At 59.5% G+C, this 24,305-nt stretch carries 25 protein-coding genes; 16 read left to right on the top strand and 9 right to left on the bottom strand.

Going from position 1 to position 24,305, the window contains the following annotated elements; translation table 11 throughout:
* Positions 1-34: 34 nt before the first annotated feature.
* Complete coding sequence (locus tag C7436_RS15190) at positions 35-808, bottom strand: NRDE family protein (RefSeq protein WP_121208354.1); 774 nt, start codon at positions 806-808, stop codon at positions 35-37.
* 92 nt (positions 809-900) lie between these two features.
* On the opposite strand from C7436_RS15190, the gene C7436_RS15195 reads away from it, so the two are divergent.
* Genes C7436_RS15195 through C7436_RS15210 form a run of 4 tightly spaced genes read left to right on the top strand, consistent with a single transcriptional unit; the run spans position 901 to position 3,863 of the window.
* Positions 901-1,698: a sulfite exporter TauE/SafE family protein gene (locus tag C7436_RS15195; protein ID WP_121208355.1), complete on the top strand. Its 798-nt coding sequence runs from the start codon at positions 901-903 to the stop codon at positions 1,696-1,698.
* 10 nt (positions 1,699-1,708) lie between these two features.
* Entirely contained in the window at positions 1,709-2,497 is a 789-nt protein-coding gene (gene lgt / locus C7436_RS15200) for a prolipoprotein diacylglyceryl transferase (RefSeq protein WP_011785892.1), read from the top strand.
* Positions 2,494-3,333: a thymidylate synthase gene (locus C7436_RS15205; RefSeq protein ID WP_022991978.1), complete on the top strand. Its 840-nt coding sequence runs from the start codon at positions 2,494-2,496 to the stop codon at positions 3,331-3,333. The genes lgt and C7436_RS15205 overlap by 4 nt, the downstream gene beginning before the upstream one ends.
* A 14-nt stretch (positions 3,334-3,347) precedes the next feature.
* Positions 3,348-3,863, top strand: coding sequence for a dihydrofolate reductase (locus C7436_RS15210; RefSeq protein WP_121208356.1), 516 nt, complete (start codon positions 3,348-3,350; stop codon positions 3,861-3,863).
* Between the two features lie 19 nt (positions 3,864-3,882).
* On the opposite strand, the gene C7436_RS15215 is transcribed toward C7436_RS15210, so the two are convergent.
* Complete coding sequence (locus C7436_RS15215; protein WP_121208357.1) at positions 3,883-5,409, bottom strand: DEAD/DEAH box helicase; 1,527 nt, start codon at positions 5,407-5,409, stop codon at positions 3,883-3,885.
* 198 nt (positions 5,410-5,607) lie between these two features.
* On the opposite strand from C7436_RS15215, the gene C7436_RS15220 reads away from it, so the two are divergent.
* Positions 5,608-6,396 carry an acyl-CoA thioesterase gene (locus tag C7436_RS15220; RefSeq protein WP_121208358.1) on the top strand — a complete coding sequence of 263 codons (789 nt, stop codon included), beginning with the start codon at positions 5,608-5,610 and terminating at the stop codon, positions 6,394-6,396.
* Positions 6,397-6,414: 18 nt separating this feature from the next.
* Here C7436_RS15220 and C7436_RS15225 read toward each other — a convergent pair whose 3' ends face one another.
* The 3 genes from C7436_RS15225 to C7436_RS15235 form a co-directional block, all read right to left on the bottom strand.
* Positions 6,415-7,314: a haloalkane dehalogenase gene (locus C7436_RS15225; protein WP_121208359.1), complete on the bottom strand. Its 900-nt coding sequence runs from the start codon at positions 7,312-7,314 to the stop codon at positions 6,415-6,417.
* A 122-nt stretch (positions 7,315-7,436) separates the two neighbouring features.
* Positions 7,437-7,685: a hypothetical protein gene (locus C7436_RS15230; RefSeq protein ID WP_121208360.1), complete on the bottom strand. Its 249-nt coding sequence runs from the start codon at positions 7,683-7,685 to the stop codon at positions 7,437-7,439.
* 98 nt (positions 7,686-7,783) lie between these two features.
* The gene (locus C7436_RS15235) at positions 7,784-8,134 is read right to left on the bottom strand and encodes a hypothetical protein (protein ID WP_014420653.1); all 351 of its coding nucleotides are present in this window, start codon (positions 8,132-8,134) and stop codon (positions 7,784-7,786) included.
* Positions 8,135-8,264: 130 nt separating this feature from the next.
* On the opposite strand from C7436_RS15235, the gene C7436_RS15240 reads away from it, so the two are divergent.
* Entirely contained in the window at positions 8,265-9,356 is a 1,092-nt protein-coding gene (locus C7436_RS15240) for an AI-2E family transporter (RefSeq protein WP_011785884.1), read from the top strand.
* 107 nt (positions 9,357-9,463) lie between these two features.
* On the top strand, positions 9,464-9,874 hold the full coding sequence (locus C7436_RS15245; RefSeq protein ID WP_121208361.1) for a peptidoglycan-binding domain-containing protein: 411 nt from the start codon (positions 9,464-9,466) through the stop codon (positions 9,872-9,874).
* 66 nt (positions 9,875-9,940) lie between these two features.
* Here the strand turns inward: C7436_RS15245 and ilvD are convergent, their stop codons facing one another.
* Positions 9,941-11,776 (bottom strand): dihydroxy-acid dehydratase, encoded by a 1,836-nt coding sequence (ilvD, locus tag C7436_RS15250; protein ID WP_121208362.1) that lies wholly within the window; start codon positions 11,774-11,776, stop codon positions 9,941-9,943.
* Between the two features lie 153 nt (positions 11,777-11,929).
* Between ilvD and C7436_RS15255 the strand changes: the two genes are divergently transcribed.
* Positions 11,930-13,183 (top strand): HDOD domain-containing protein, encoded by a 1,254-nt coding sequence (locus C7436_RS15255; RefSeq protein ID WP_121208363.1) that lies wholly within the window; start codon positions 11,930-11,932, stop codon positions 13,181-13,183.
* Positions 13,184-13,227: 44 nt separating this feature from the next.
* A complete protein-coding gene (locus tag C7436_RS15260) occupies positions 13,228-13,809 on the top strand; it encodes an LON peptidase substrate-binding domain-containing protein (RefSeq protein WP_011785880.1) in 582 nt (193 codons plus the stop codon).
* 3 nt (positions 13,810-13,812) lie between these two features.
* On the opposite strand, the gene C7436_RS15265 is transcribed toward C7436_RS15260, so the two are convergent.
* The 3 genes from C7436_RS15265 to C7436_RS15275 are packed head-to-tail and all read right to left on the bottom strand — an operon-like array spanning position 13,813 to position 17,278.
* Positions 13,813-15,264 carry a bifunctional DedA family/phosphatase PAP2 family protein gene (locus C7436_RS15265; protein ID WP_121208364.1) on the bottom strand — a complete coding sequence of 484 codons (1,452 nt, stop codon included), beginning with the start codon at positions 15,262-15,264 and terminating at the stop codon, positions 13,813-13,815.
* Positions 15,261-16,259 carry a GGDEF domain-containing protein gene (locus C7436_RS15270; RefSeq protein ID WP_121208365.1) on the bottom strand — a complete coding sequence of 333 codons (999 nt, stop codon included), beginning with the start codon at positions 16,257-16,259 and terminating at the stop codon, positions 15,261-15,263. The genes C7436_RS15265 and C7436_RS15270 overlap by 4 nt, the downstream gene beginning before the upstream one ends.
* Positions 16,256-17,278 carry a GGDEF domain-containing protein gene (locus C7436_RS15275; protein WP_041656405.1) on the bottom strand — a complete coding sequence of 341 codons (1,023 nt, stop codon included), beginning with the start codon at positions 17,276-17,278 and terminating at the stop codon, positions 16,256-16,258. The genes C7436_RS15270 and C7436_RS15275 overlap by 4 nt, the downstream gene beginning before the upstream one ends.
* 136 nt (positions 17,279-17,414) lie before the next feature.
* Here C7436_RS15275 and C7436_RS15280 point away from each other — a divergent pair, with 136 nt between their 5' ends.
* From C7436_RS15280 to C7436_RS15310, 7 genes are all read left to right on the top strand, one after another.
* A complete protein-coding gene (locus C7436_RS15280) occupies positions 17,415-18,671 on the top strand; it encodes a glutamate-5-semialdehyde dehydrogenase (RefSeq protein WP_011785876.1) in 1,257 nt (418 codons plus the stop codon).
* Between the two features lie 4 nt (positions 18,672-18,675).
* Positions 18,676-19,326, top strand: coding sequence for a nicotinate-nucleotide adenylyltransferase (gene nadD / locus C7436_RS15285; RefSeq protein ID WP_121208366.1), 651 nt, complete (start codon positions 18,676-18,678; stop codon positions 19,324-19,326).
* Positions 19,327-19,419: 93 nt separating this feature from the next.
* Positions 19,420-19,770 carry a ribosome silencing factor gene (rsfS, locus tag C7436_RS15290; RefSeq protein WP_011785874.1) on the top strand — a complete coding sequence of 117 codons (351 nt, stop codon included), beginning with the start codon at positions 19,420-19,422 and terminating at the stop codon, positions 19,768-19,770.
* A 2-nt stretch (positions 19,771-19,772) separates the two neighbouring features.
* Complete coding sequence (gene rlmH / locus C7436_RS15295) at positions 19,773-20,243, top strand: 23S rRNA (pseudouridine(1915)-N(3))-methyltransferase RlmH (protein ID WP_014420663.1); 471 nt, start codon at positions 19,773-19,775, stop codon at positions 20,241-20,243.
* 8 nt (positions 20,244-20,251) lie between these two features.
* A complete protein-coding gene (gene mrdA, locus C7436_RS15300) occupies positions 20,252-22,150 on the top strand; it encodes a penicillin-binding protein 2 (protein ID WP_023008895.1) in 1,899 nt (632 codons plus the stop codon).
* On the top strand, positions 22,150-23,292 hold the full coding sequence (rodA, locus tag C7436_RS15305; RefSeq protein ID WP_121208367.1) for a rod shape-determining protein RodA: 1,143 nt from the start codon (positions 22,150-22,152) through the stop codon (positions 23,290-23,292). Before mrdA ends, rodA begins: the two co-directional genes overlap by 1 nt.
* Positions 23,293-23,402: 110 nt before the next feature.
* Positions 23,403-24,290 (top strand): septal ring lytic transglycosylase RlpA family protein, encoded by an 888-nt coding sequence (locus C7436_RS15310; protein WP_121208368.1) that lies wholly within the window; start codon positions 23,403-23,405, stop codon positions 24,288-24,290.
* Positions 24,291-24,305 lie beyond the last annotated feature (15 nt).

Genomic DNA, 24,305 nt, shown 5'->3' on the forward strand with positions numbered 1-24,305 from the left:
CGGAAATTGCGCGGATTATAACAGAGTCGGTTTGCTATCGCTGCCAGCTGAATTGCCGTTTTTCCAGGGCCTGGGCATTGGGTCCCCAGGATTGTTCTGTCACCCTGACTTCGCCCTGTGCGTCCAGTGTAACGATGGTAGTGGCCCGTGTGCCGTAGTCACTGCCGACAATGAACGGTGACGATAGAAATCGTTCGGTCTCAATGCCTACGCCAGTATCGGGAAGCGTGGCGTCGGGCGCCGGGCTGGTGTCCTGAAGCAAAGGCAGGAGTTGGTTGTGCAAGTCCTCGGTACGGTGGCTCGCAGCTTCAACCGCGGTGGCAAAGGCCTTTCTCAGGCGCAGCAGTTTCGGCCAGGGTGTCTGTAAAAGATGATTGCTAAGACCAAAGCTGCCTCGGAAGAGTTGGCGCCCGGGGTGCGCGTCGCGGTTGCTGTAATACCAGCCGCCGCGTTCTGTCAGAGACACCAGGTTGAATCCGGCGTACCGATCGGGTTCGCTGTTCAGAGCAGCGCCCAATACGCTGGCGGGTTCAGCCAGGGCACGAACGGGCAGCTCGCCGCGGCTGGAGCGACCGGTTTCCGGGCTACCCTCCCGCACATTGGTGACAGCGGCAACCTGACCGTTCGCGCTGATGGCCAGCCAGGTGCCGCCAGAAGCCAGGTCTCTCCCGGCCAGCAGATGCTGACCGCTGTCGGCCTGCCACCAGTCCATGGCGGCCGTGGGACGGCGGAAGAATTCATCCCGGTTGGCAGCAACGACCAGGGGAAAGCGGGGGTTCTGGCCGATGGCAAAAGCAATTAGGCACATGGGTGAACGGAATTCCTTGGATGCGTGGGCTGAAGTTGCTGGCATTCCTGCGTATCATACCAGCCTGATCTGAGCCGGGGTGGTCTGTAACCATGAGCATGATAGGCATCATCGTACTGTATCTTTTATTGGGCGCATTGGCAGGCACCATGGCCGGTCTGTTTGGCATTGGTGGCGGTCTGGTGATTGTGCCGGTACTGATCTTCAGTTTCGGGCTGCAGGGGATCAGCCCGGAGATTGCAGCCCATCATGCTGTGGGGACGTCTCTGGCCACCATTGTCTTTACCTCCATCAGTTCCATACGTACCCACCACCAGCATGGCGCAGTACGCTGGGATCTGTTTCGCCCCATGACTTTTGGTATTGTGGTTGGTGCTGTGCTTGGTGCCTGGACAGCTGCGATGCTGAGTGGCCCGGTGCTGGAAACCATTATCGGGGTGTTCGTCATTCTGGTGGCACTGAAGATGATTCTTGAGGTCAATCCGAAGCCGGGGCGGGATGTTCCGGGCACCACAGGGCTCGGGGCAGCCGGCGGTATCATTGGCTGGGCATCGGCCATCTTCGGTATTGGTGGTGGCACTCTGACCGTACCCTATTTGAGCTGGTGCAACGTCAAAATGCAGCAGGCGGTGGCGACTTCGGCTGCTTGCGGCTTCCCGATTGCAATTGCGGGCGCCCTGGCCAATGTCTGGACCGGCTGGCAGGATCCCGATCTGCCCGAGCTGAGTCTTGGTTTTATCTACCTGCCGGCGTTGGTGGGTGTGGTTGCCACCAGTGTGTTCTTTGCACGAATCGGCGCCGGGCTGGCCCATCGTCTGGATGGGCGTCTGCTCAAGCGCATCTTTGCCATTATGCTGGTTCTGGTTGGTTTACGGTTTCTTCTGAGCTGAGAGAGCATTCATGCTGCAACATCCACAGTTTGACCCGGTGGCGATCGCCCTTGGGCCGTTGAAAATTCACTGGTATGGCCTGACCTATCTGGTCGGGTTTGCCGCCGGCTGGTGGCTGGGCCGTCTTCGGTCCCGCAAGCCCTGGTCGCCACTGCAGGAAGAGCAGGTGGGTGATCTGCTCTTCTATATGGCCCTGGGTGTGATCCTCGGTGGCCGCTTTGGCTATGTAGTGTTTTACAACTTCGATGCCTTTATAGCGGACCCGCTCTGGTTGCTCCGGGTCTGGGAAGGCGGTATGTCTTTCCATGGCGGGTTGCTGGGGGTAATGCTGGCCATGTGGTGGTATGGCCGAAAAACCGGAGCCGGGTTCTGGAAAATTGCCGATTTTGTCGCGCCCTTGGTCCCGGTTGGGCTGGGTGCCGGGCGAATCGGAAATTTCATAAACGGCGAACTCTGGGGAAAACCGACAGACGTAGCCTGGGGCATGGTCTTTCCGCAGGCGCCAGACAGCCTTGCCAGGCACCCGTCGCAGTTATATCAGTTCGCGCTGGAAGGCGTACTCCTGTTCGTGATTCTCTGGTGGTTCTCCTCAAGGCCCCGCCCGAAAATGGCAGTGTCCGGCCTGTTTCTGGTGTGCTATGGCATCTTCCGTTTCCTGGTGGAGTTCGTTCGCCAGCCAGATCCACAGTTGGGTTACCTGGCCTTTGACTGGCTGACGATGGGGCAGGTGCTCTCTGCACCGATGATTGCCGCCGGCGCCGCCCTGATGTTCCTTGCTTATCGGAGAAACGTCCAATGAAAGCCTATCTCGATCTGATGCAGGATGTTGTCGATAACGGATTCGACAAAGGTGATCGCACCGGCGTGGGCACCCGCTCGGTGTTCGGCCGCCAGATGCGTTTCAATCTGCAGGACGGTTTCCCGCTGGTGACGACCAAGAAGGTCCACCTGCGCAGCATCATTTATGAACTCTTGTGGTTCCTCAAGGGTTCCACCGACAACACCTGGCTGACAGAACGCAAAGTCAGCATCTGGAATGAGTGGGCACTGGAAAACGGCGATCTCGGTCCGATCTACGGCAAGCAGTGGCGCAGCTGGCAATGCCACGACGGCCGCGTGATTGACCAGATCAGCGAGGTGATCGAGCAGATTCGCACCAAGCCCAACTCCCGGCGCCTGATCGTCTCCGCCTGGAATCCGGCCGAGCTGCCGGACGAGTCCATCAGTCCGCAGGATAACGTGCGGGAGGGGCGCATGGCCCTAGCGCCTTGCCACTGTCTGTTTCAGTTCTATGTCGCCGACGGCAAGTTGTCTTGCCAGCTCTATCAGCGCAGCGCCGACCTGTTCCTGGGGGTGCCCTTCAATATTGCGTCCTATGCCTTGCTGACCCATATGATTGCGCAGCAGTGTGATCTGGATGTGGGGGAGTTTGTGCACACATTTGGTGATTGTCATCTTTACCGGAATCACCTGACGGACGACATCGTATTCGAACAGCTCCGGCGTGAGCCCCGTGCGTTGCCGAAGCTGGTCATCAAACGTAAACCGGAATCCATCTTTGGCTACGAGCTGGAAGATTTCGAGTTCGAAGGTTACGACCCGTCCCCCGTGATCAAAGCCCCTATAGCAATTTGAGCAAGGAACCCGTTATGCGCAAGGCCCTCATCGTAGCTATGGCCCGAAACCGGGTGATCGGCCGGAATAACAAGCTGCCCTGGTATCTGCCCGGTGATCTGCGCTACTTCAAGCAGGCCACCATGGGCAAGCCCATTATCATGGGTAGAAAGACCTGGGACTCCATCGGCCGGCCTTTGCCCGGGCGGATGAACGTGGTGATTTCCAGAAATCCGGAATGGCAGGCGCCAGCCGGAACCGTTGCCGCAGCGTCGCTGAACGAAGCGTTGGTGAAAGCCGAAGCCCAGGCGGACTTGGAAGGTGGTGATGAAGTGATGATTATTGGCGGAGGTCAGATCTATGCCGAAGCGCTGCCAATGGTTGACCGGATATACATCACCCAGGTGCACGCCGAGGTGGACGGAGATGCCTTCTTTCCGGAAGTGAACTGGGACGAGTGGGAAGAGATCGGGCGCGAAGATTTTTCTGCGTCTGACAACAATCCTTACGACTACAGCTTTGTCGTATACCAGCGTAGCCGGTCAGAGTGACCGGCTAGCCAATCAGGCCTCAGCGCGGCGCGCGCTTGGGGCCTTTTCCTGCAGGTTTGCCGCCCTTGCCGGCGGGCTTGCCACCTTTCGGCCCGCTCTTGCGGAAGCCGGGTTTGCCATCCTTGCTGAACTTCTTGCCAGGGCCGCCTTTGCGGAAACCGCCTTTGCCTGGTGGCGGGCCTTTACGGTCCCGGCGGGGCGCGGCGGAAATCTCCGGCAGTGCTTCCGGCTGTTCCAGCGGCAGAGAGTCTGGCTGGGAAGCTTCCAGCAGGCAGGCCATGGCGCCGGCGATGGCGGCCATGTCCATGTCGTTACGCTCGGCGATCTCATCCAGCAGGGCGATGGCCTTGGCAGCGCGAGGATCGTCGGTGAAGCCCAGCAGTTGCGCCTCAAACTGCTCTACCCGCATTTTCTGCAGGGCGGCAGGTGACGGCAACTGGTAAGGTTCCATCGGGGAGTTGGTGGCCCGCTCCAGAGTGCGCAGCCAGCTGCGCTCACGCGGAGTCACCAGCAGGATAGCCTTGCCGGTACGGCCGGCACGGCCAGTACGGCCAACCCGGTGGATGTACGCCTCGGTGTCGTAGGGCACGTCGTAGTTGATAACGTGAGTAATCCGGGGCACGTCCAGACCACGGGCGGCGACGTCGGTGGCAATGATGATGTCTTTATTGCCACGCTTGAGGTCTTCAACGGTCTGTTCGCGTTGGCGTTGGTTCAGGTCGCCGCTCAGGGGCGCCACAGCGTGGCCGCGTGCGGACAGTTTTTCTGCCAGCATGGTGGTTTCGGCCTTGGTGCGCACGAAAATGATCGAGGCGTCAAAAGGCTCCACTTCCAGAATGCGGGTCAGCGCATCCAGCTTGCGCTCGGCGTAGACCGGCAGCACAAACTGAGCGATGCGTTCAACCGTGCGGGTTTCGCTCTCGATTCTTACTTCGGTAGCGTTTTTCAGGTAAGTCTGGGCCACTTTCTTGATCTGTGGCGGCATGGTGGCCGAGAAGAGCGCGCGCTGGCAGGTGTCCGGCGTCTTCGCCAGGATGGCTTCCACGTCATCAATGAAGCCCATGCGCAGCATTTCGTCGGCTTCGTCCAGTACCAGGGCCTTCAGGCCGTCCAGCTTCAGGGTGCCCTTGCGCAGATGGTCGAGCATGCGGCCAGGTGTGCCCACAATAACCTGGGCGCCACGCTTGAGGCCGCGAATCTGCGGTGAGAAATCCTGGCCACCGTAAATTGGCAGAACATGAAAATTGCGGAACTTGCTGGCGTAGGTGGTGAACGCTTCCGCGACCTGAATAGCCAGCTCCCGGGTAGGGGCCAGCACCAGAATCTGTGGCTCGGCCACGTTAGCATCAATCCGACTCAGTAACGGCAGGGCGAAGGCTGCGGTCTTGCCGGTGCCTGTCTGGGCGACGCCCAACAGGTGGTTGCCGGCCAGCAGAGCAGGGATGGATTGCGCCTGGATGGGCGACGGGGTTTCATAGCCAACGGCGGAGACGGCTTCCAGTACTGCTGGATCCAGCCCCAGTTCGGCAAAAGACAATTCTGACATGAATGTACTCGGTATTCGGAGGGTATCGCACTGCAAAGGCAATGCATGATTTTGGCGCATTATAGTCTGTTTGGGGTGGTTTTTATACGACTATTGCCAGGCAATCGATAGGTAGTTGCCGGGGCCGGCCTATTGTCAGGCTTCGACAAGTGGTGCAGTCTTACCGGTTTGCAGGCTAATGAACAGGATCTGAAGCAAATGACGTTCGATGACCTTCTCGGTGATGTCCGGAATAACGACGAAGTGGTGATACCGTCAGACTGGGGCCAGGGACGTGCCACGTTCGGCGGCCTGGTCGCGGCCCTGGTGTTTGAGGTGATGGCATCAAAAGTGGCGGATGATCGCGCCATGCGGGCCCTTCAGGTGTCTTTTGTCGGCCCCGTAGAGGCGGATGTGCCGGCCCGTGTTGAGGCCGAAGTCCTGCGTGAAGGCAAGGCAGTATCCCAGGTCCAGGGACGGATCCTTCAGAATGGCGAGCCCCGCCTTGTCTGTCTGGCCAGTTTCGGGGGCGACCGTGAGTCTGCTGTCCGGGTCGGGCCGACATCGGCACCGGAAGCGGTGCCGGCAGAGCAATGTCAGTCACTTCCGTATATCCCGAAGGTGACGCCGGAGTTCACCCGGCATATCGAAATGCGCTGGGCGTTTGGCCATATGCCATTCTCCGGTAAGGGCGGGCGCGAAATGGGGGGCTGGATGAAGTTCCGGGAAGCCCCGGAGACTATGACCGACGCCCACATTGTTGCTCTGGTAGATGCCTGGCCACCGGCGCTGTTGCCGCATCTCAAGGGCCCGGCGCCAGCCAGTTCCCTGAGCTGGGCGCTGGAGATTGTCCATCCCAGGCCTGCCATGAAGCCGGATGACTGGCTGCTGTACCGGGCAACCATCGACCAGGCTGGCGCCGGATATGGTCACACTCATGCCGGTATCTGGACTCCGGCCGGTGAACTGGTGGCCCTGAGCCGGCAGACGGTTACGGTATTCGGCTGAGTGAGGCGGGTCTGGTTATCAGGCCGCCATCTCGGCTTTCAGCGCGTCCAGAATGACCCGGGCAAACTGTCGGGGAGAATCTTCCTGCAGGAAGTGTCCGCCGTTGAGGGTGATATGGGGCTGGCCGAAGGCTCCGGGGATTCGCCGCTGCATATAACGGTCGCCACCCCGGGTAATCGGGTCGCCGCTGCTGAAGCAGGTGATAAAGGGTTTGCGCCATTTTTCCAGCACGCGCCAGGCTTCCCGGTTGGCGGCGCTGGCCGGGTCGTTGGGTGAGGTTGGCACCAGTGCCGGGAACGCCCGGGCACCGGCTTTGTAATCCGGTGTCGGGAAGGGCGCCTCGTAGGCGGCTATTTCGGCCGGGCTGAGTGACCGTTCGGTACCAAGCTGGACGATCCGGCCTATCGGAAACCAGGGGCTATGGCTGGCAAACGCCTTCCAGAGTCTGAAGACGGCCGGTACCCGGGTGTCCCCCGTTGGCAGCATGCCGTTGCCGACAATGATCCGGCTGAACCGACGATGATGCTCTGCCGCCAGCCTTAATCCCAGCAGTGAGCCCCAGTTCTGACACACCAGCGTGACGTTGGTCAGGTCCAGTGTTTCAAGCCAGTGGGTCAGCCAGCGCATGTGGCTGTCATAACTGTAGTCGCTGACATCGGCGGGTTTGTCTGACTTGCCAAAGCCAATCAGATCGGGCGCCAGCACCCGATGGCCCGCTTCGGCGACAAGCGGAATCATGTGCCGGTAGAGATAGGACCAGGATGGCTCCCCGTGAAGCATCACCACTGGGTCTGCGTGGGCGGGCCCTTCGTCTACATAGTGCATCCGAAGACCTGGCTCAACATCCAGATAGTGTGCTGAAAAGGGGTAATCCGGGAGGCCTGCGAAGCGGGCTTCGTCGGTTCTCAGAGTACGCATGCCATCGACTGTCCTGACTGAGTGGTTGCGTGATTATCGGTACGACAATCGTCGAAGGTCAGGATAAATCAGATGGGAATTTTGTGTGTTTGAGTTGCGTAACAGAGCGTTGCCAGTTTGAATCAGGATGCGATGTCAAACAGGCGTTCTGGGTTTTCCACCTGGGTCAGAGCCTCGTCGCAGCAGTTCACCGCGCCGCAATCGTCCGCGGAGCACAGGCCGATGGTGTTGCACTCAATGGCCTGATGGGCGTCGCCCTGGTTACGGAAAATTCTGGCGCGGGAGAGAATGGAATGGCAATGCCCGCACAACAGGGTGGGCACGGCGCTCCCCTGGGCCAGGATGGCAGTGTAATGGTTGTTGTCTGTCATAGTTATCCTCCTGATCAGATCACAGTAAGGGCGAAGTGTGACATTTCAAAGTCAGTCCGGGCCTGGGCCCTGCACTTCGGCTTCCGCAGTTGTACGTATCAGGCGTCAGGATCGACCAATGGCCGGCGGTTGGAGCGCTTGTCCTCCCAATCGAGTTGCTTGGGGTCGTACCAGCCAAGTCCGTCCAGAACCCGTTGGCGAGTGTATTCAGACAGCGTGGGCCAGAGCTCCTGGAAATCCTCCAGGCCGCGATCCCGCAATCGTTGCTGCTTGCCACTCAGGCGGCTGATGGTTCTGGGCAGGTGCAGGGCCTCGCCCAACTGGCCGGGCACGAGTACCTCCTGGCCCATCACCTTGCGACGATGGGTTCGGGCTGCCAGCACTTTCTGCAGTTCCAGTGCGGCCTCCAGCGCGCTCTCCACGGTAAAGTTGTCTGCTTCCAACCACATAACCTGTATTGTTGGCTGATTGATAACCAACCACTATAACGCGAACCCCACTACACTGGCCACGCTATCGTGGTAGTCTGCTTTCCCTATCAGCCCCGATGGGCATGTTCTGGACAGGAATTGTTTAACTATGTACGCAAAACTTGAAACACGGACTTTTCTGGCGATGCTGCTCGGTGTGTCGCTTGCGTTCATTCTGTTGATGAAGCCGTTCTTTGGCCCGATCTTCTGGGCGGTGGCCATTGCGCTGATTTTCCATCCGGTGCAGCAGTTGCTGGTACGCAGACTTGGCGACCGGCCGACACTAAACGCCCTGATTACACTGTTCGTGTGTATGGTGATCGTGGTGATTCCGGTGCTGGTACTGGGCGCGGCGCTGATCGCGGAAGGTATGGGGATCTACCAGAAGATCCAGGCCGGAGAGATTCGGCCGGGGGAATACATTGATCAGGTTAACCAGTCGTTTCCTGCCATCCAGGCCTTTCTGGCCCAGTTTGACATCAACTTTGCGGATCTGAGGGACCGCGCCGTTAATGCCTTTCTGGGGGGGAGTCAGTTTCTGGCCAAGCAGGCCCTGGGCATAGGGCAGAACACCTTTCAGTTCTTTCTGGGGCTGGCTCTGATGGTTTACCTGGCCTTTTTCCTGATCCGCGATGGCCAGAAACTGATAGAGCTGATGATTCGCGCCTTGCCGCTGGGTGATGAGCGTGAGCGTCTGTTGTTTGCCAAATTCGCGGAAGTCACCCGTGCCACGGTCAAGGGTAACCTGCTGATCGCCATCATTCAGGGAGCGCTCGGTGGCATGATTTTCTGGATACTGGGCATTACCGGAGCCTTGCTGTGGGGGGTGGTGATGGCCATCGTCTCATTGCTACCAGCCGTCGGGGCTGCGATTGTCTGGGTGCCGGCGGCCATTTATCTGGCTGCCGTGGGGGACATTGTGCCGGCCATCATTCTGACCGCCTATGGGGTGGTGGTGATTGGTCTGGCGGATAACCTGCTCCGGCCTGTGCTGGTAGGGCGGGACACCAAAATGCCGGACTATCTCGTGCTTTTGTCCACCCTGGGCGGCATTGTTATGTTCGGCATCAATGGTTTTGTCATGGGTCCGCTGGTGGCGGCGCTTTTCATGGCGTTCTGGGGCATTTTTATCCGTGAATTTGGCCAGTATCACTATGCCGATCCGGCAAATCCCGAGAATGGTCCGGCCCGCGAAGATTAAATTATGTTATGGTCTAGGAAGCGCTGATACGTAGAGGAAGGCGCCACACTATAAAAACAGAACAGCAGATGTCACAGAGATATCCAGGAGTAGATCAGGTGAGAACCATGAAAACAGTCACCCGTCACATCGGCAGGACGGCGCTGGCGGTCGGAACGGTCGCCCTGCTGGGTCTGGCACCCGTTGCCCAGGCCAATGAAGTGGTCGCGCTCAAGCACGCGCTTTATGGCGCCGGTTACGACATCAACAATGTCAGCCCGAGCATGGATGACAAGACCCGGGCGGAACTGGCCCGCTTCCAGAAAGACAACGGCCTTGAGGCAACCGGTATTCTGAACGAGGAAACCGAGCGGGCTCTGGGGCTGATCACCGTGCAGCAGGCGGCCGCTGATGCAGGCCAGTCTGCGCCGGCGGCAACTGCGCAGGCGGCACCGGCAGAACCGGCTCCAGCTGAGACCGAGTCTTCTGCCGAAGACACCATTGAAGAAGACGAAGATGGTGGCTGGTCGCTCTGGTAAACGCCAGTCCCCGGATAAAAAAAGCCCGCAAGGCAAACACTTTGCGGGCTTTTTTGTGGTCCAGATTCAGTCCAGCTTGCTCAAATCCCGAACCGCACCTTTATCGGCACTGGTGGCCAGCAGTGCGTAGGCTTTGAGGGCGGCGGATACCTTCCGGTCCCTCGGTAACTCCGGTTTCCAGCCCCTGGCGTCGCGTGCTTCCCGTCGCTGTGCCAGTTCTTCCTTACTGACCTGAACATTGATAGATCGGTTTGGGATGTCGATCAGAATGGTATCGCCATCCTCAATCAGACCAATCGCGCCACCGGCAGCAGCTTCCGGCGAAGCATGGCCGATGGAGAGCCCTGAAGTTCCGCCGGAGAACCGGCCATCGGTCAGCAGTGCACAGTCCTTGCCCAGCCCCTTGGATTTCAGGTAGCTGGTCGGGTAGAGCATTTCCTGCATTCCTGGACCGCCTTTGGGCCCTTCGTACCGAATGATCACCACATCACCGGCCTTGACCTCGTCACCTAGAATGCCGGCCACGGCGGAATCCTGGCTTTCGAAGACCCGGGCCTTGCCCTCGAAGACGTAGATGCTTTCATCAACGCCCGCGGTTTTCACCACGCAGCCATCCTGGGCGATATTGCCATACAGTACTGCCAAGCCGCCTTCTGAAGAATAAGCGTGTTCCACGGAGCGGATGCAGCCGTCTTCACGGTCGCCATCGAGGCTTGGCCAGCGGGTGCTCTGGCTGAAGGCTGTCTGAGTCGGAATACCGGCGGGGCCGGCTTTGTAGAATTCGATCACTTCGGGTTTTGGCGAGCGCATGATGTCCCAGGTTTCCAGGGCTTCACGCATGGTTTTGCTGTGAGTCGTGGGCAGGTCGACGTTGATCAGGCCGCCGCGCTCCAGTTCACCCAGAATGCCCATGATGCCGCCGGCGCGGTGCACGTCTTCCATGTGGTACTTGGGGGAGTTGGGAGCAACCTTACACAGCTGCGGAACCTTGCGGGACAAGCGATCGATATCGGCCATGGAGAATTCAACACCGCCTTCCTGGGCCGCAGCCAACAGGTGCAGGATGGTGTTGGTGGAGCCGCCCATGGCAATGTCCATGGTCATGGCGTTCTCGAATGCTTCCACGGAGGCGATGCTGCGCGGCAGAACGCTGGCATCATTCTGCTCGTAATAGCGTTTGGCATTCTCCACAATCTGGCGACCGGCTTTCAGGAACAGCTGTTCCCGGTCGGCATGGGTGGCCAGCATGGAGCCATTACCGGGCAGGGCCAGGCCGATGGCTTCGGTCAGACAGTTCATGGAATTGGCGGTGAACATGCCGGAGCAGGAACCGCACGTGGGGCAGGCGCTGCGTTCGTATTCCTCGACCATCTCATCGGTCGCCGTTGGATCGGCGGCGATGACCATGGCATCCACCAGGTCGAGCTTGTGTTCAGAAAGCTTTGTTTTTCCGGCTTCCATCGGGCCGCCGGAAACAAAAATGGTGGGAATGTTCAGGCGCATGGCGGCCATTAGCATGCCCGGGGTAATCTTGTCGCAATTGGAGATGCACACCAGCGCATCGGCGCAGTGGGCGTTGACCATGTATTCCACCGAGTCGGCGATGATTTCCCGCGACGGCAGGGAGTAAAGCATGCCATCGTGCCCCATGGCGATACCATCATCCACAGCAATGGTGTTGAACTCTTTGGCAACACCGCCGGCCGCTTCGATCTCGCGGCAAACCAGCTGGCCCAGGTCTTTCAGGTGAACGTGCCCGGGCACAAACTGGGTGAAGGAGTTGGCAACGGCGATGATGGGTTTGCCGAAGTCCTCGTTTTTCATGCCGGTGGCACGCCAGAGGGCGCGGGCACCGGCCATATTGCGGCCGGCAGTAGAGGTGTGGGAACGATACTGGGGCATGGTAGGCGGTTCTCTCCCTAGGTTATCGGATAAAGTTAAAGACCAGAGGATAACAGATTCGACGCCGCTCGCATGGCTGTTTTCCCGAGTGGTGATTACAATACGTAACATGTGATGCCCGTTTTTTATCCAGCAGTTCAGGGGAGTCTGCCTATGGGCGGCCAGGAAAGCCTGCCGTTACGTCGTCTTAAAAGTTTTCAGCCTTTGGGCCGTCTGACTGACGATCAGCTTGTGCTGTTGGCCAGCCGGGCTGAGCGCAGAACCCATGGACCAGGGCAGAGGGTCATGGAACGGGGCGTTCGGGATGGGCTGGATTATTTTCTGATTTCCGGCGCCGTGGAGCTGCAATCGGTTGATGGTCGTAAGTCGACCATTGAGGCTGAGACCGACAAAGCCCTCAATCCAGTAGCCCGCCTGCAGCCCCGGATGTATGACGTTACTGCGGTCAAACCCTGCGAGTTTCTGGTGATCGAGCAGGAAGTGCTGAACCAGATGCTGCGGGCGGCGCCCATTTCCCAGGTGGAAATGGACTCGTCGGATCACGACGAAGACCAGAGCGAAGAGCACCATCTGTTGATGGAGTTCTACTCTGAGCTGCGGTCCAATCAAGTCCAGTTGCCGAGTGTGCCGGATGTGGCCTGGAAAGTCCGGCGGGTGGTGGATAGGGATGACTCGTCGGCCACCGAGGTCGCTTCCGCGGTGTCGGCAGACCCGGCCATGGCGGCCAAGCTGGTACGTTCCTGCAACAGTCCGCTCTATCGCGGTTTCAGCGATGTCCGCAATGTGCGTGAGGCTGTGGTTCGGCTGGGCATGCGTACCACCCGGCAATTAGTGACGGTGTTCGCCATGCGCGAGGTGTTCAAGACCCGTCGGGCGGCATTGCAGAAAGAAATGGAGCAGCTATGGCGCCATTCCCGGGAGGTGGCAGCGCTGTGCTGGGTGCTGGCGGACCACGCCACACGCATTGATCCTGAGGAAGCCTTACTGGCGGGGTTACTGCATGATATCGGGGTGGTTCCTGTGCTGGTGCAGGCCGAGCACCACGTCAATCTGTTCGCCGATGACAGAAACCTGCACCATGCCATCGACGAACTCCGCGCCGATGTCGGGTGCGCGGTACTTGAGAACTGGGCGTTCCCGAAAGCCTTCGTGGAGGCGGTGCGCCATGCGGAAGACTGGCATCATGAGTGCCGGGAAACTGCGCCCCAACTGGTTGATGTGGTGATTGTTGCCCAACTGCATTCGATGATTGGCTCCAGCCAGAATGAGGGGCTTCCAGCCTTTGATCAGGTGCCGGCATGGCGCCGGCTGGGCGAGCTGGAACTGAATGCTTCCAGAAGTCTGCAACTGCTGAGTGAGGCCCGGGAACGGGTGGATGAAGTGCAGAAGCTTCTTTCGATTCGATAGACCAAGCCGCAGCAGGAGCCTGGCCGGTAGTGACTGAAAAACTTATGAACGTACCGCTGTTTCCATTGAATTCAATCATCCTGCCCGGGGGGCGAATCCCCCTGCAGCTGTTTGAACCCCGTTATATCGACATGCTCACCCGCTGCCTGAAGGAGGATCGCGGCTTTGTGGTGGTTTTGTTGCGGGAAGGGGCCGAGACCGAAGCCCGGGCCTCGTTCTACGACATCGGCACCTACGTCCGGATCATTGACTTCCAGCAACTGGATAACGGTTTGCTGGGTATCACCGTTGAGGGCGATTACAAGGTTTCCGTCATCCGTAGCTGGCAGCAGGAGGATGGTCTCAATGTTGGCGATGTGGAGTGCCTGATTGCCGAGGCCGAGAGTGACGTGCCGGAACGCTACCATGAGTTGCCCTCGGTTTTGCGGGCACTGTTCCGGCATCCGGTGGTCAAGGATCTGGAAATGGATGTGGATTATGACGATGCCCGCCATATTGGCTGGAGGCTGACCGAATTGCTGCCGCTGGATAAGCAGGAAAAACAGCGGCTGGCGGAATTACAGGATCCGCTTGAACGGCTTGACCGACTGCAACAGTTGCTGGAAGCGCTGGAACAGGGCGGCTGACGGTTATAGCTGGGGTGCGTAACTCACCACGGCAGTTTCCCAGTTACCCATCATGTACATGGCCACGAAAGCCAGCCAGCCGATTCCGGCGGCCCAGGTCAAGCTGTCCGGGCTCAGCGCCACCCTGTCATATCGGCTGTAACTGGCCCGTGTCGCACCGGTGATCGCGAGCCCCAGAAACAGGCCTCCAAGCACATCCGTGAACCAGTGCACGCCGAGATACAGTCGGCTCAGGGCTACCGGCAGCAAGGGTAGTGACAGAAACAGGTAATGTTGCCAGCGCTGGTGTTTGCGGTTTTCGCCCGCGACGAAGCTGGCTGCCAGGGTAACCAGCACGGTCATACCGGCCGTATGCCCACTGGGGTAAGCGCCGGAGCTTGGTGCCGAGAGCACCTGATCTGGCCGGCTGATGCCGATACCTGCTTTCAGCAGCCAAACGCTGATCCCGGTGATGGCTGCTGCAGTGGCAATATGAATGGCGGCTGCGTAGTAGCCCCGGAACGCCAGCAACAGAACGGCAAACACGGCGGCAGCGAACAGGACCGGGGGATCTCCCAGCAAGGTGAACGCTACCATCGGAAGATCCAGCAGGGGTTGGCGCAGAGCGCCGAACCATTGCAGCACTTGCTGGTTCATAAAGGCCAGCTCATCACTGACTCCGACCAACTGTGCCAGCCCAAGAAACAATGCTAGCGAGGTGGCTGTCATTAGCAGTGAGGGCAGAGGAAATTCCCCCTGCTGAGCCGGCCGCTCGCTGCTGTACAGACGCCAGAACCGGTGTGTTGCGTCGTATTGACTCATCCGGGATTCCAGCCATTGATAGAGCCAGCTCCCTTCACCAACGCCGAGCCGAATCCGCAAAACAATCAGATAGACAACCACCAGCGCCGCACCACTGATCGCAAGTACCAGATAGAAATGGGGTGGGGGTTTGATCTCGCTGCCCATAGCCGAGCCTACGAAAAATCCCGGCAGGATATACACCAGGGCCCAGCCCGTGGCTGATAGCAGATTGAAGGTGAGAAAGCGCTGCCACGACATGGTCAGCGCACCGGCAATCAGTGGAATGACCGGGCGTATCGGCCCAACGAAACGGCCAATGACCACGCTTTTTCCTCCGTGGGCGCGAAAAAAGCTCTCTCCGCGGGCAATGAGCCCCGGGTATCGACTGAATGGCCAGACGGTATTCAGACGCCCCTTGAACAGGCGGCCGATGGCGAAGCTGATCGCATCCCCCGCCACGGCGCCAAGGCCGGCCCACAGCAGGGCGTCGGACAGGGGCAGGCCGCTCTTGCCAGCGAGCGCGGCAAATGCGAACAGTAAAGCCACTCCGGGCACGATGATGCCGGCCACCGCCAGCGATTCTATCAGCGCGGTCAGGAACAGGGCGGCAATCAGCCAGCCCGGATTGGCGGCGACCCAGGAAGTAACGTCGGTGAGCCAGGTCGCGGTCATGCCTTGACGGGCTCTCCCGGGCTGAACCAGGCAGAAGCCGCTCCCCGCTTCCGCGCTTCGAGCATGGCGGTGACGGCGCGGTCACGCAATGAATGGGTGCTGGTGTCGCCGTTGCCCCGGGTGGTGCAGCCGAGGCTGACCGAGATCTTGCCAACCTGGGCCCAGTCATGTTCGCTGAGGGTTCTGCGAATGCGCTCTGCGATGACCCGGACCCCTTCCTCCGGCGTAAACGGCAGGATCAGGAAAAACTCCGAGCCGTTGATGCTGTAGAGCGAATCCCCGGCCCGGATGATTTCAAACAGGGTACCTGTGACGTCGCGCAGCAGCGTTTGCAGGCCGGCCTTGCCGTGCAGGTCGCGAATTTCGTCGGCATGGTCGATGTTCAGACTGACGACCGACAATGGGTGGCCGGTGGCAATGGCACGACTGATTTCCTTCTGCAGTGTCTCATCCAGAAAACGGGCGTTATGGGCTCCGGTGGCGGGGTCGGTAATGGCAAGATCCTGGGCCGATTGCGCCATATGGTCGTAGTGCCAGATATACAGGGCGGTCACTGCCAGCAGTGCTATAAAGCCGGCTGTCGTCATCAGGGCAGTGTCTATGGATGTCGACAGCCAGGTGACAGCCAGCACCGGCACCAGCAGCATCGCTGAGAGCATTAGTCCATGCCGCAGGGGCAAAATCAGCAGGTTCAGCGAAAGCAAAGGCATGGCCCAGTGGCTGATGCCCGGGGCATCCATTGTCAGTACCGCTGCAACCAGACCACTGTTAAGGCCGGCGAGAATGACCAGGTGGCCGGGCGCGGAGAGCTGCTGGCGACGGCATAGCCAGGTATAGACCAGGCCGGCAACCAGTAAGGCGGTCATGGCCAGGGCCAGATAGAACAGCTGGTAAAAGCCGTAACGCAGGTTCTGCAGTGCCAGCGCGGCGGTGAACAGCGCCGCCAGGCCGTAGCCAAAGGCGTGGGTCCAGGTTCGGAGTCGGGTCTCGGTCATTGCGTTGCCTCCCTGCCGGAAGGTTCAGTTAGTCCGCTGGCCTCTGGGGGTACCGGGTTGCTGTAGGTCTGGGTCCGGTTACCGCCCTGCTGTTGGGCGCGCCGCAGGGCGTTGGCAACGCTCTGTTGCAGGCTGTCGGCATCGTCGCCGATATTGAGCCCGGCCACGCCGGTACTGACCGTAAGCTTAAGGCCGTGCGAATCCATCAGCGTGCACAGGCCGCGGCGAACCTGTTCTGCAGTGCGGGCTGCCTCGGCAGTATTGGCGCCGGGGAGAATCACCAGAAACTGAAGGTCGGCCACCCGGTAATAGGTATCGAAATCCCGAAGCTGAGAGTGCAGGTAGCGGCCGATGCGTGGCAGAATCGCGCGAATGTCTTCGTCCGGATCGACGTCGCTCAGGTGAGTATCCAGCCCGATCATCATCACCGACATGTTGGTGCCTTCCCGCTCGCTGCGCTGTATTTCCTTGTGCAGGTCAGCTGACAGGTATTCCCGGCTGGCTGCCTGGGTAAGCTCATCGGTACGGCGCAGGGGCGCAAGCTGCCGGGATTTGTACTCGCGCATGAACACCAGAATGGCCCCGAGGAGCGTGGTCAGTACCAGTGCCGTCATCATCTGGTGCCGGTCCGGGAGGGCTATCGCCCACTGGGTTCCGGCTAGCACCAAGAAAATGAAGATGACAGTAACAATGGCTGCCAGGTAGACCGGCGCCATGGCGAACAGTACCAGCGGCAGGGCATAGAGCCAGTGGCTGAGTGGCCAGGGGCCCAGCCAGATGGCCGATGCGAGAGCCAGAACGAGGGCTGTCAGAAAGAATGCCCGTAATTGTGGCCAGGGGGCGTTTTGATGTGCTTTGCCCTGATGGGTGCCCGCCAGGCAAAGACCAGCTGCAGCTGCCGCTGCCACTGCCGCCAGCAGTTCCCCCATGAACAGACAGAACCCGGTGGTCAGGCCAAAGGCAATAAACCCGCTGCGGGAAAACTTGCCGGGAAGAAATTTTTCGGCGGTTTGGGGCATTGAGTCTGTCCTTTGCTGGCGCATCCATTTGAACCTGTGCAGCGCTATAATAGTCGTTTGGGGTGCGGACTTGAAACGGGAAAGGTAAAGTAACCCTCCCGTTTTGGAATCAGCTTGCAGAATTAAGGGTAAATCAATGGATGTAGCAGCCTACATGACGGAGCTCGGCCAGCAGGCCAGGGCCGCTTCCCGGGAAGTCGCTCGGTCCTCCACTGCCGTGCGGAATCAGGCACTTCTGGCCACCGCCGCCGCCCTGGACGCCGCCAGATCCGAGCTTGCCACGGCTAACAGCAAGGATCTGGAGCGTGGCCGGGAAAACGGACTCGACAGTGCCATGCTGGATCGCCTGGAGCTTACCTCTCAGCGCATCGATGCCATGATTGAGGGTTTGCGCCAGGTGGCTGCGCTCCCGGACCCGGTGGGTGTGATTACCGATATGACCTATCGCCCGTCGGGTATTCAGGTAGGCAAGATGCGGGTGCCGCTGGGGGTAATCGGTATCATTTACGAGTCGCGGCCCAATGTCACGGTCGAGGCTGCCAGTCTGTGCCTGAAATCCGGCAACGCGACCATTCTGCGTGGCGGCTCCGAGGCGATCCACTCCAACCAGGCCATTGCCCGTTGTCTCAAACAGGGTCTGAGCGAGGCGGGGTTGCCGGAAACTGCAGTCCAGGTGGTCAGCACTACCGACAGGGCCGCTGTGGGTGAGCTGATTACCATGCCTCAGTTCGTGGATGTGATTGTTCCTCGCGGCGGTAAGGGCCTGATCGAGCGTATCAGTCGGGACGCCCGCGTGCCGGTAATCAAGCATCTGGATGGTGTGTGTCATGTTTACATCGACAGCCATGCCGACCCGGAGAAGGCGCTGAAGGTAGCGGTTAATGCCAAAACCCAGCGTTACGGGACCTGCAATACCATGGAAACCCTGCTGGTTGATGACGAGGTGGCGGAGGACTTGTTGCCGCTGCTGGCGGAACAGTTCCGAAGCAAAACCGTGGAGTTGCGGGGGTGCCGGCGCACCTGTGCCATTCTCGGAGATATTGTCGAAGCCACTGAGGAAGACTGGCACGCGGAATACCTTGCCCCCATTCTGGCGGTGAAGGTGGTTGACGGACTGGATGGTGCCATTGAGCATATCAATCGCTACAGCTCCCAGCACACCGACAGCATTATCACCGAAAACTACACCCGTGCCCGTCGGTTCCTGACGGAGGTGGATTCCAGCTCTGTCATGGTCAATGCCTCAACCCGTTTTGCTGATGGCTTCGAGTATGGCCTGGGCGCTGAGATTGGTATTTCCACCGATAAGATCCATGCCCGTGGGCCGGTCGGTCTGGAAGGGCTTACCTCACAGAAGTACGTGGTGTTCGGTGACGGCCATATCCGGACCTGACACCATGCATGTGATCTACGGCGGTACCTTTGACCCGATTCACCACGGTCACCTCCGGCTGGCACTGGAAGTGTCCGAGGCGCTGGAGGTGAGCCGGGTACATCTGGTGCCCAGCCATATCCCTCCGCATCGGGGTAGCACCGGAGCCAGTTCAGCGCAGCGTCTGGAGATGATCCGGCAGGCCATCGCCGGCGAACCCGCGCTGGCGCTGGACGAGCAGGAGGTGCACCGGGGCGGAGCCTCATACACCGCCGATACATTGCGCCAGCTTCGGGCCGAGCTGGGGCCGGATTGTCCTCTGGTGATGGTGGTCGGTACCGACGCTTTCTCATCGTTTGACCGCTGGCGCGAGTGGCAGGAGATCCCCGGGCTTGCCCATATCGTGGTGGTGCGCCGCCCCGGCTCGGAACTGCCGGTGGGCAGCGAGGCAGCGCAGCTGGTAGCAGAGCGCTGTGTGGGTTCAGCGTCGGAGCTGCATTCGCGGCCGGCGGGCCTGGTACTGGAGCTGGCGCCGCCGTTGCTGGACATTTCCGCCACGGGTATTCGACGGCGTATCGCGGCGGGTCGGTCGCCACGCTACCTCACCCCGGATGACGTATGCCAGAGTATCCGTGCCTGGGGGCTCTACGGTGCCCGGCCCGTTGAAAGCCAATAGGAGTTATTCACAGGCGTCTTTGATGCTACAATCGCGTCTGAATATCATTGATCGGGTGGCCATACCGGCCAGTACCCGTACTACAGGGTAATTATGCAGGCTGAACAACTGAAAGATCTGGTCGTTAACGCACTGGAAAATATCAAGGCTCAGGACATCAGTGTGATTGATGTTCGCGACCGCACCAGCGTGACCGATTTTATGGTTCTGGCATCCGGTACCTCCAACCGACATGTAAAATCCCTCGCGGATTCGGTGGTGATCGAGGCCAAAGAGCAGGGTGTACGTGCATCCAATGTTGAAGGTGAAGGCGGCAGTGACTGGATCCTGGTTGATCTGGGTGACGTGGTTGTTCACGTGATGATGCCTGCTACCCGGGAGTTCTACGATCTGGAGCGCTTCTGGCGTGATGCTCCGGATCTCGGTGCTGCGGGCAGCGAGTAGTCATGCGCCTGCGTCTGATCTGTGTGGGGCAGAAAATGCCCGACTGGGTCACTGCGGGGTACAACGACTACGCTCGCCGGATGCCGCCCGAGTTGCCCCTTGAACTGACTGAAATCCCCATGGCCCACCGGGGCAAAAATCCCGACATCTCCCGGCTGATGCAGCGGGAAAGCGACGCTATCCTGTCTGCAGCAGGCGCCCGTGACCGCGTGGTGGCTCTGGAGGTGGGTGGGCGCCCCTGGTCAACGGAAAAACTCGCCTCACAGCTGGAAAACTGGCAACAGGACGGCCGGGATGTCGCTTTTCTGGTCGGCGGCCCCGACGGCCTGGCGGATGCCTGTCGACAGCGAGCGGACCAGCAATGGTCACTGTCGCCTCTTACCTTGCCCCACCCTCTGGTGAGAATCCTCTTGGCCGAGCAACTCTACCGGGCCTGGAGCATCACCCGTAACCACCCTTACCACCGGGCCTAGGAACAGACATGGTCTGGGGCGAACTGAAAAATACCGCAGCGGAGCGCCGGCTGTTCCAGCGCCGGGCCATGGTGATGCTGGTGTTCGTCCTGGTGCTGATGACCGGGTTGCTGGCGCGGATGTACCAGTTGCAGATCGTTGAGCACGAGATCTACACCACACTGTCTGACAAAAACCGGGTTCAGGTACAGTCGGTACCGCCACCCCGAGGCCTGGTGTACGACCGGAATAACGTTCTGCTGGCGGAGAATCGCCCGGTATTCAGCCTGACGGTGGTGCCGGAGCGCGTTGGCGATATGGACGCAACCCTGGCGCGCCTGAGCGACATTCTGAGTATTGCCGATGAAGATCTGGAACGATTTCAGCGCCGACTGCGGGAGCCGCGGCGTCCGTTCCAGGCGATCCCCCTGAGTTACGATCTCGACGAAGCCGAAATTGCCCGCATGGCAGTGCACCGGCATCAGTTTCCCGGGGTGGAAGTTGAGGCCGAACTGGTTCGCTACTATCCCCATAGCGAGCTGACCGCCCATGCCCTGGGGTTTGTCGGCCGTATCAATCGCGACGAACTCCAGCGTATCGATCCGGTCAATTACGCGGGGACCAACTACATCGGCAAATCCGGCATTGAGCGTTTCTACGAGGAGGCGCTTCACGGTCAGGTGGGCTACCAGCATGTAGAAACCAACGCCCGTGGCCGGATCTTGCGGGTGCTTGAGCGAGTAAATCCTGTTCCGGGCGAAGACCTCCAGCTCCATCTTGATTTGCGGCTCCAGCGTCGGGCGCATGAGCTGATGGAGGGCAGGCGAGGTGCGATCATTGCTATCGAGCCCAAGACCGGCGGGATCCTGGCGCTTGCCAGTGTGCCCGGTTTCGATGCCAATAAGTTTGTGACCGGTATCAGCGTCAATGATTATCGCGAATTGAGTCAGAGTATCGATAAGCCATTGTTTAACAGGGCGCTCCGGGGCCAGTACCCCCCTGCGTCGACCATCAAGCCCATGATGGCTGTTGCAGCGCTGGACAGCGGCGCAACGGATAAAGACCGTAGAATCTGGGACCCGGGATACTTCCAGCTACGTGAGGGCGGGAGGCGTTTTCGGAACTGGAATCGCTCTGGCGATGGCTGGGTGGATCTGAAGTACTCCATGGCGAGATCCAATGATGTTTACTTTTACGCAGTGGGCGTTGATATGGGGGTGGATGTCATGTCTTCCTATCTGGCCCGGTTCGGCTTTGGTGAGGATGCCACCCTGGATGTGTCCGGTGCTTTGACCGGGTTGTTGCCGACCGCAGACTGGAAAAGGGCCGTGAGAAATGAACCCTGGTATCCCGGAGACTCAGTCAACATGAGCATTGGGCAGGGTTTTTTGCTGGCAACGCCCATGCAACTGGCAACGGCTACAGCATTGATTGCCAATCGCGGAGCCTGGGTTGAGCCCAGGTTGCTTAAGGATGTTCACGGCGACAGTCCAGTGGAGGAGTTCCTGCCGGAGCAGACGCATGAACAGCTTGAACTGAAGGATCCTGACGATTGGGAATATGTCGTCGATACCATGGAAGAAGTGATGCATGGTGCCCGGGGGACGGGTCGAAGCGCTGGTCGAGGCGCAAGCTACCGAATGGCCGGTAAAACCGGCACGGCCCAGGTATTCAGTCTTGGTCAGGATGAGGAGTACGACGAAGAGCAGATAAGGGAACGGCTTCGGGACCACGCGCTGTTTGTCGGGTTTGCGCCAGCGGATGACCCCAAGATCGCAGTGGCGGTTATCGTTGAAAATGGTGGCAGTGGCAGCGGCGCCGCGGCTCCGGTTGCCCGCGCCTTGTTTGATGCCTGGCTGGAGGAGTTTCCGGCGGAGCAGGCAGAACCTGTGATCAGCGATTCCAGCGCGGCCGGGGGAGACAACTGATGGCCGGCAGCAAATTGTGGAGCAGTCAGACTGGCAGCGATCTGGGGCGCAACCGCAGTATCTGGTCAGCGTTGCATCTGGACCCGATTCTCCTGGGGCTTCTGTTGTTGCTCGTCGGTGGCGGCCTTTTTGTGCTTTACAGTGGTGCTGACCGGAATATTGATGTGGTCAAGGCACAGGGTATTCGCCTGGGCGTTGCCTTTGTGGTGATGTTCGTATTCGCTCAGTTGGATCCGGCGGTCTTTCGCCGATGGGCGCCCTGGCTCTACGGCTTGGGGCTGATCGGGCTGGTCGCCGTGTTGTTGGTGGGTGTCGGTGCCAAAGGGGCGCAACGCTGGCTGGCGTTGCCTGGCCTGCCCCGGTTTCAGCCTTCCGAGTTCATGAAGCTGGTGGTGCCGATGATGGCAGCCTGGTATCTGTCTCGCTATTACCTGCCACCGACCTTCCCGAGGGTGATGACGGGGTTGGTGATCGTTCTGCTGCCGATGTTCCTGATCATCCAGCAACCGGATCTCGGTACCTCCCTGCTGGTCGGCATGGCCGGCATTTTCGTGGTGTTTTTTGCCGGTATCAGCTGGAAGTTGATTGCCGCGTTCCTCGCCATGGTCTCGGTTTCTGCCCCGCTGATGTGGTTCTTCGTCGTGCGGGAATATCAGAAGCAGCGGGTATTGACGCTGTTGGACCCTCAGAGTGATCCGCTCGGAGCCGGCTGGAACATTATCCAGTCGAAAACCGCGATCGGTTCCGGCGGTATGGAGGGCAAGGGCTGGTTGCAGGGTACCCAGTCACACCTGGAGTTTTTGCCGGAAAGCCACACCGACTTTATTGTCGCGGTGCTGGCAGAGGAGTTCGGTTTTATCGGTATGTTGCTGCTGTTGACGGTGTACTTCCTGATTATTCTGCGTTGTCTCTATATCTCGGTTACCGCCCAGGACTCCTTCAGCCGGTTGGTGGCCGGAGCGCTGACGATGACGTTCTTTATCTATATCTTCGTCAACATCGGAATGGTGAGCGGCCTGTTGCCAGTGGTCGGTGTGCCTTTGCCGTTGATCAGCTATGGCGGCACCTCAAGTGTCACTTTGATGGCGGCGTTCGGCGTGCTGATGTCGATTCACACCCATCGCCGGATGATCACCGCCTGAACCAGTAATGATGGCTGCCCGGTAATGGTGTATACACAAGGGAACCCGTTACAATGTTGCTGGTCAGTAATGGCGGTATCAATACACAGGTTTTGGGGTAGTGAACAGACATGGTCAAGGTCTCTGACAAACGGATTCCCGCACTGGCTTTAGCTGCCTTGCTGGCCGGCTGTGCCAGCAGTCCTGAAGTTGACCACTCGTCACGCTACACCATTAAGCAGGATCGGGCTCCTTCGGGCAGCTTTGACGCCAGTGGCCTGGCCGATGCCACACCCCGTTATGAGCAGCCGCGAACGGCTGGCAACAAGTCGCCCTATACGGTCTGGGGCAAGCGCTATCATGTGATGGACAGTAACGACGGCTACGTGCAGCGCGGCACCGCGAGCTGGTATGGCGAGAAATTTCACGGCCACAAGACCTCCAACGGTGAAGTGTTCGACATGTATGCCATGTCGGCGGCACACAAATCCCTTCGGATTCCGGGTTACGCGCGAGTGACCAATCTCGACAACGGCCGCTCGGTGATTGTCCGTGTGAACGATCGCGGCCCCTTCCACGGGGATCGGCTGATCGATCTGTCCTATGCCGCGGCCAAGAAGCTCGACTATCAATCCCGTGGTACCGCCAGGGTTGAAGTGGCCGCTATTACGGTGCGTCCGGACGGCGCCATGTTTCTGGCTGGCAAGCCGTTTGATGCCGCTGGCCAGGCTCCAGTGGTTGCCTCACAGGCTTCCGGAACAACAGAGCTGGCCGCCGGTGAGGGGCTGTTTGTCCAGCTCGGCGCATTCAGTCAGCGGGATCCGGCTGAGGCCATGCGTGAGCGTCTGCTGGGAGTGCTGGATAATCCTGTGAGAGTCCGGGAGATCACCACTGATAATGGCCGGTTCCATCGGGTTCAGGTGGGGCCATTCAAGAGCGAGGGCGACGCGCGCTACGCTCAGAACCTTCTGGAATCCAGAGGGTTCCGGCAGTCCATTGTACTGACCGATTCGCACTGAACCGACTGAGTTCAG

It is taken from the genome of Marinobacter nauticus (genome assembly GCF_003634635.1).
GTDB classification, from domain to species: Bacteria; Pseudomonadota; Gammaproteobacteria; order Pseudomonadales; family Oleiphilaceae; genus Marinobacter; species Marinobacter nauticus.

Bases quoted from the DNA above. Each gene is read 5' to 3' on its own strand.
- C7436_RS15190 (WP_121208354.1), bottom strand. From the start codon at position 808: ATGTGCCTAATTGCTTTTGCCATCGGCCAGAACCCCCGCTTTCCCCTG.
- C7436_RS15195 (WP_121208355.1), top strand. From the start codon at position 901: ATGAGCATGATAGGCATCATCGTACTGTATCTTTTATTGGGCGCATTG.
- lgt (WP_011785892.1), top strand. From the start codon at position 1,709: ATGCTGCAACATCCACAGTTTGACCCGGTGGCGATCGCCCTTGGGCCG.
- C7436_RS15205 (WP_022991978.1), top strand. From the start codon at position 2,494: ATGAAAGCCTATCTCGATCTGATGCAGGATGTTGTCGATAACGGATTC.
- C7436_RS15210 (WP_121208356.1), top strand. From the start codon at position 3,348: ATGCGCAAGGCCCTCATCGTAGCTATGGCCCGAAACCGGGTGATCGGC.
- C7436_RS15215 (WP_121208357.1), bottom strand. From the start codon at position 5,409: ATGTCAGAATTGTCTTTTGCCGAACTGGGGCTGGATCCAGCAGTACTG.
- C7436_RS15220 (WP_121208358.1), top strand. From the start codon at position 5,608: ATGACGTTCGATGACCTTCTCGGTGATGTCCGGAATAACGACGAAGTG.
- C7436_RS15225 (WP_121208359.1), bottom strand. From the start codon at position 7,314: ATGCGTACTCTGAGAACCGACGAAGCCCGCTTCGCAGGCCTCCCGGAT.
- C7436_RS15230 (WP_121208360.1), bottom strand. From the start codon at position 7,685: ATGACAGACAACAACCATTACACTGCCATCCTGGCCCAGGGGAGCGCC.
- C7436_RS15235 (WP_014420653.1), bottom strand. From the start codon at position 8,134: ATGTGGTTGGAAGCAGACAACTTTACCGTGGAGAGCGCGCTGGAGGCC.
- C7436_RS15240 (WP_011785884.1), top strand. From the start codon at position 8,265: ATGTACGCAAAACTTGAAACACGGACTTTTCTGGCGATGCTGCTCGGT.
- C7436_RS15245 (WP_121208361.1), top strand. From the start codon at position 9,464: ATGAAAACAGTCACCCGTCACATCGGCAGGACGGCGCTGGCGGTCGGA.
- ilvD (WP_121208362.1), bottom strand. From the start codon at position 11,776: ATGCCCCAGTATCGTTCCCACACCTCTACTGCCGGCCGCAATATGGCC.
- C7436_RS15255 (WP_121208363.1), top strand. From the start codon at position 11,930: ATGGGCGGCCAGGAAAGCCTGCCGTTACGTCGTCTTAAAAGTTTTCAG.
- C7436_RS15260 (WP_011785880.1), top strand. From the start codon at position 13,228: ATGAACGTACCGCTGTTTCCATTGAATTCAATCATCCTGCCCGGGGGG.
- C7436_RS15265 (WP_121208364.1), bottom strand. From the start codon at position 15,264: ATGACCGCGACCTGGCTCACCGACGTTACTTCCTGGGTCGCCGCCAAT.
- C7436_RS15270 (WP_121208365.1), bottom strand. From the start codon at position 16,259: ATGACCGAGACCCGACTCCGAACCTGGACCCACGCCTTTGGCTACGGC.
- C7436_RS15275 (WP_041656405.1), bottom strand. From the start codon at position 17,278: ATGCCCCAAACCGCCGAAAAATTTCTTCCCGGCAAGTTTTCCCGCAGC.
- C7436_RS15280 (WP_011785876.1), top strand. From the start codon at position 17,415: ATGGATGTAGCAGCCTACATGACGGAGCTCGGCCAGCAGGCCAGGGCC.
- nadD (WP_121208366.1), top strand. From the start codon at position 18,676: ATGCATGTGATCTACGGCGGTACCTTTGACCCGATTCACCACGGTCAC.
- rsfS (WP_011785874.1), top strand. From the start codon at position 19,420: ATGCAGGCTGAACAACTGAAAGATCTGGTCGTTAACGCACTGGAAAAT.
- rlmH (WP_014420663.1), top strand. From the start codon at position 19,773: ATGCGCCTGCGTCTGATCTGTGTGGGGCAGAAAATGCCCGACTGGGTC.
- mrdA (WP_023008895.1), top strand. From the start codon at position 20,252: ATGGTCTGGGGCGAACTGAAAAATACCGCAGCGGAGCGCCGGCTGTTC.
- rodA (WP_121208367.1), top strand. From the start codon at position 22,150: ATGGCCGGCAGCAAATTGTGGAGCAGTCAGACTGGCAGCGATCTGGGG.
- C7436_RS15310 (WP_121208368.1), top strand. From the start codon at position 23,403: ATGGTCAAGGTCTCTGACAAACGGATTCCCGCACTGGCTTTAGCTGCC.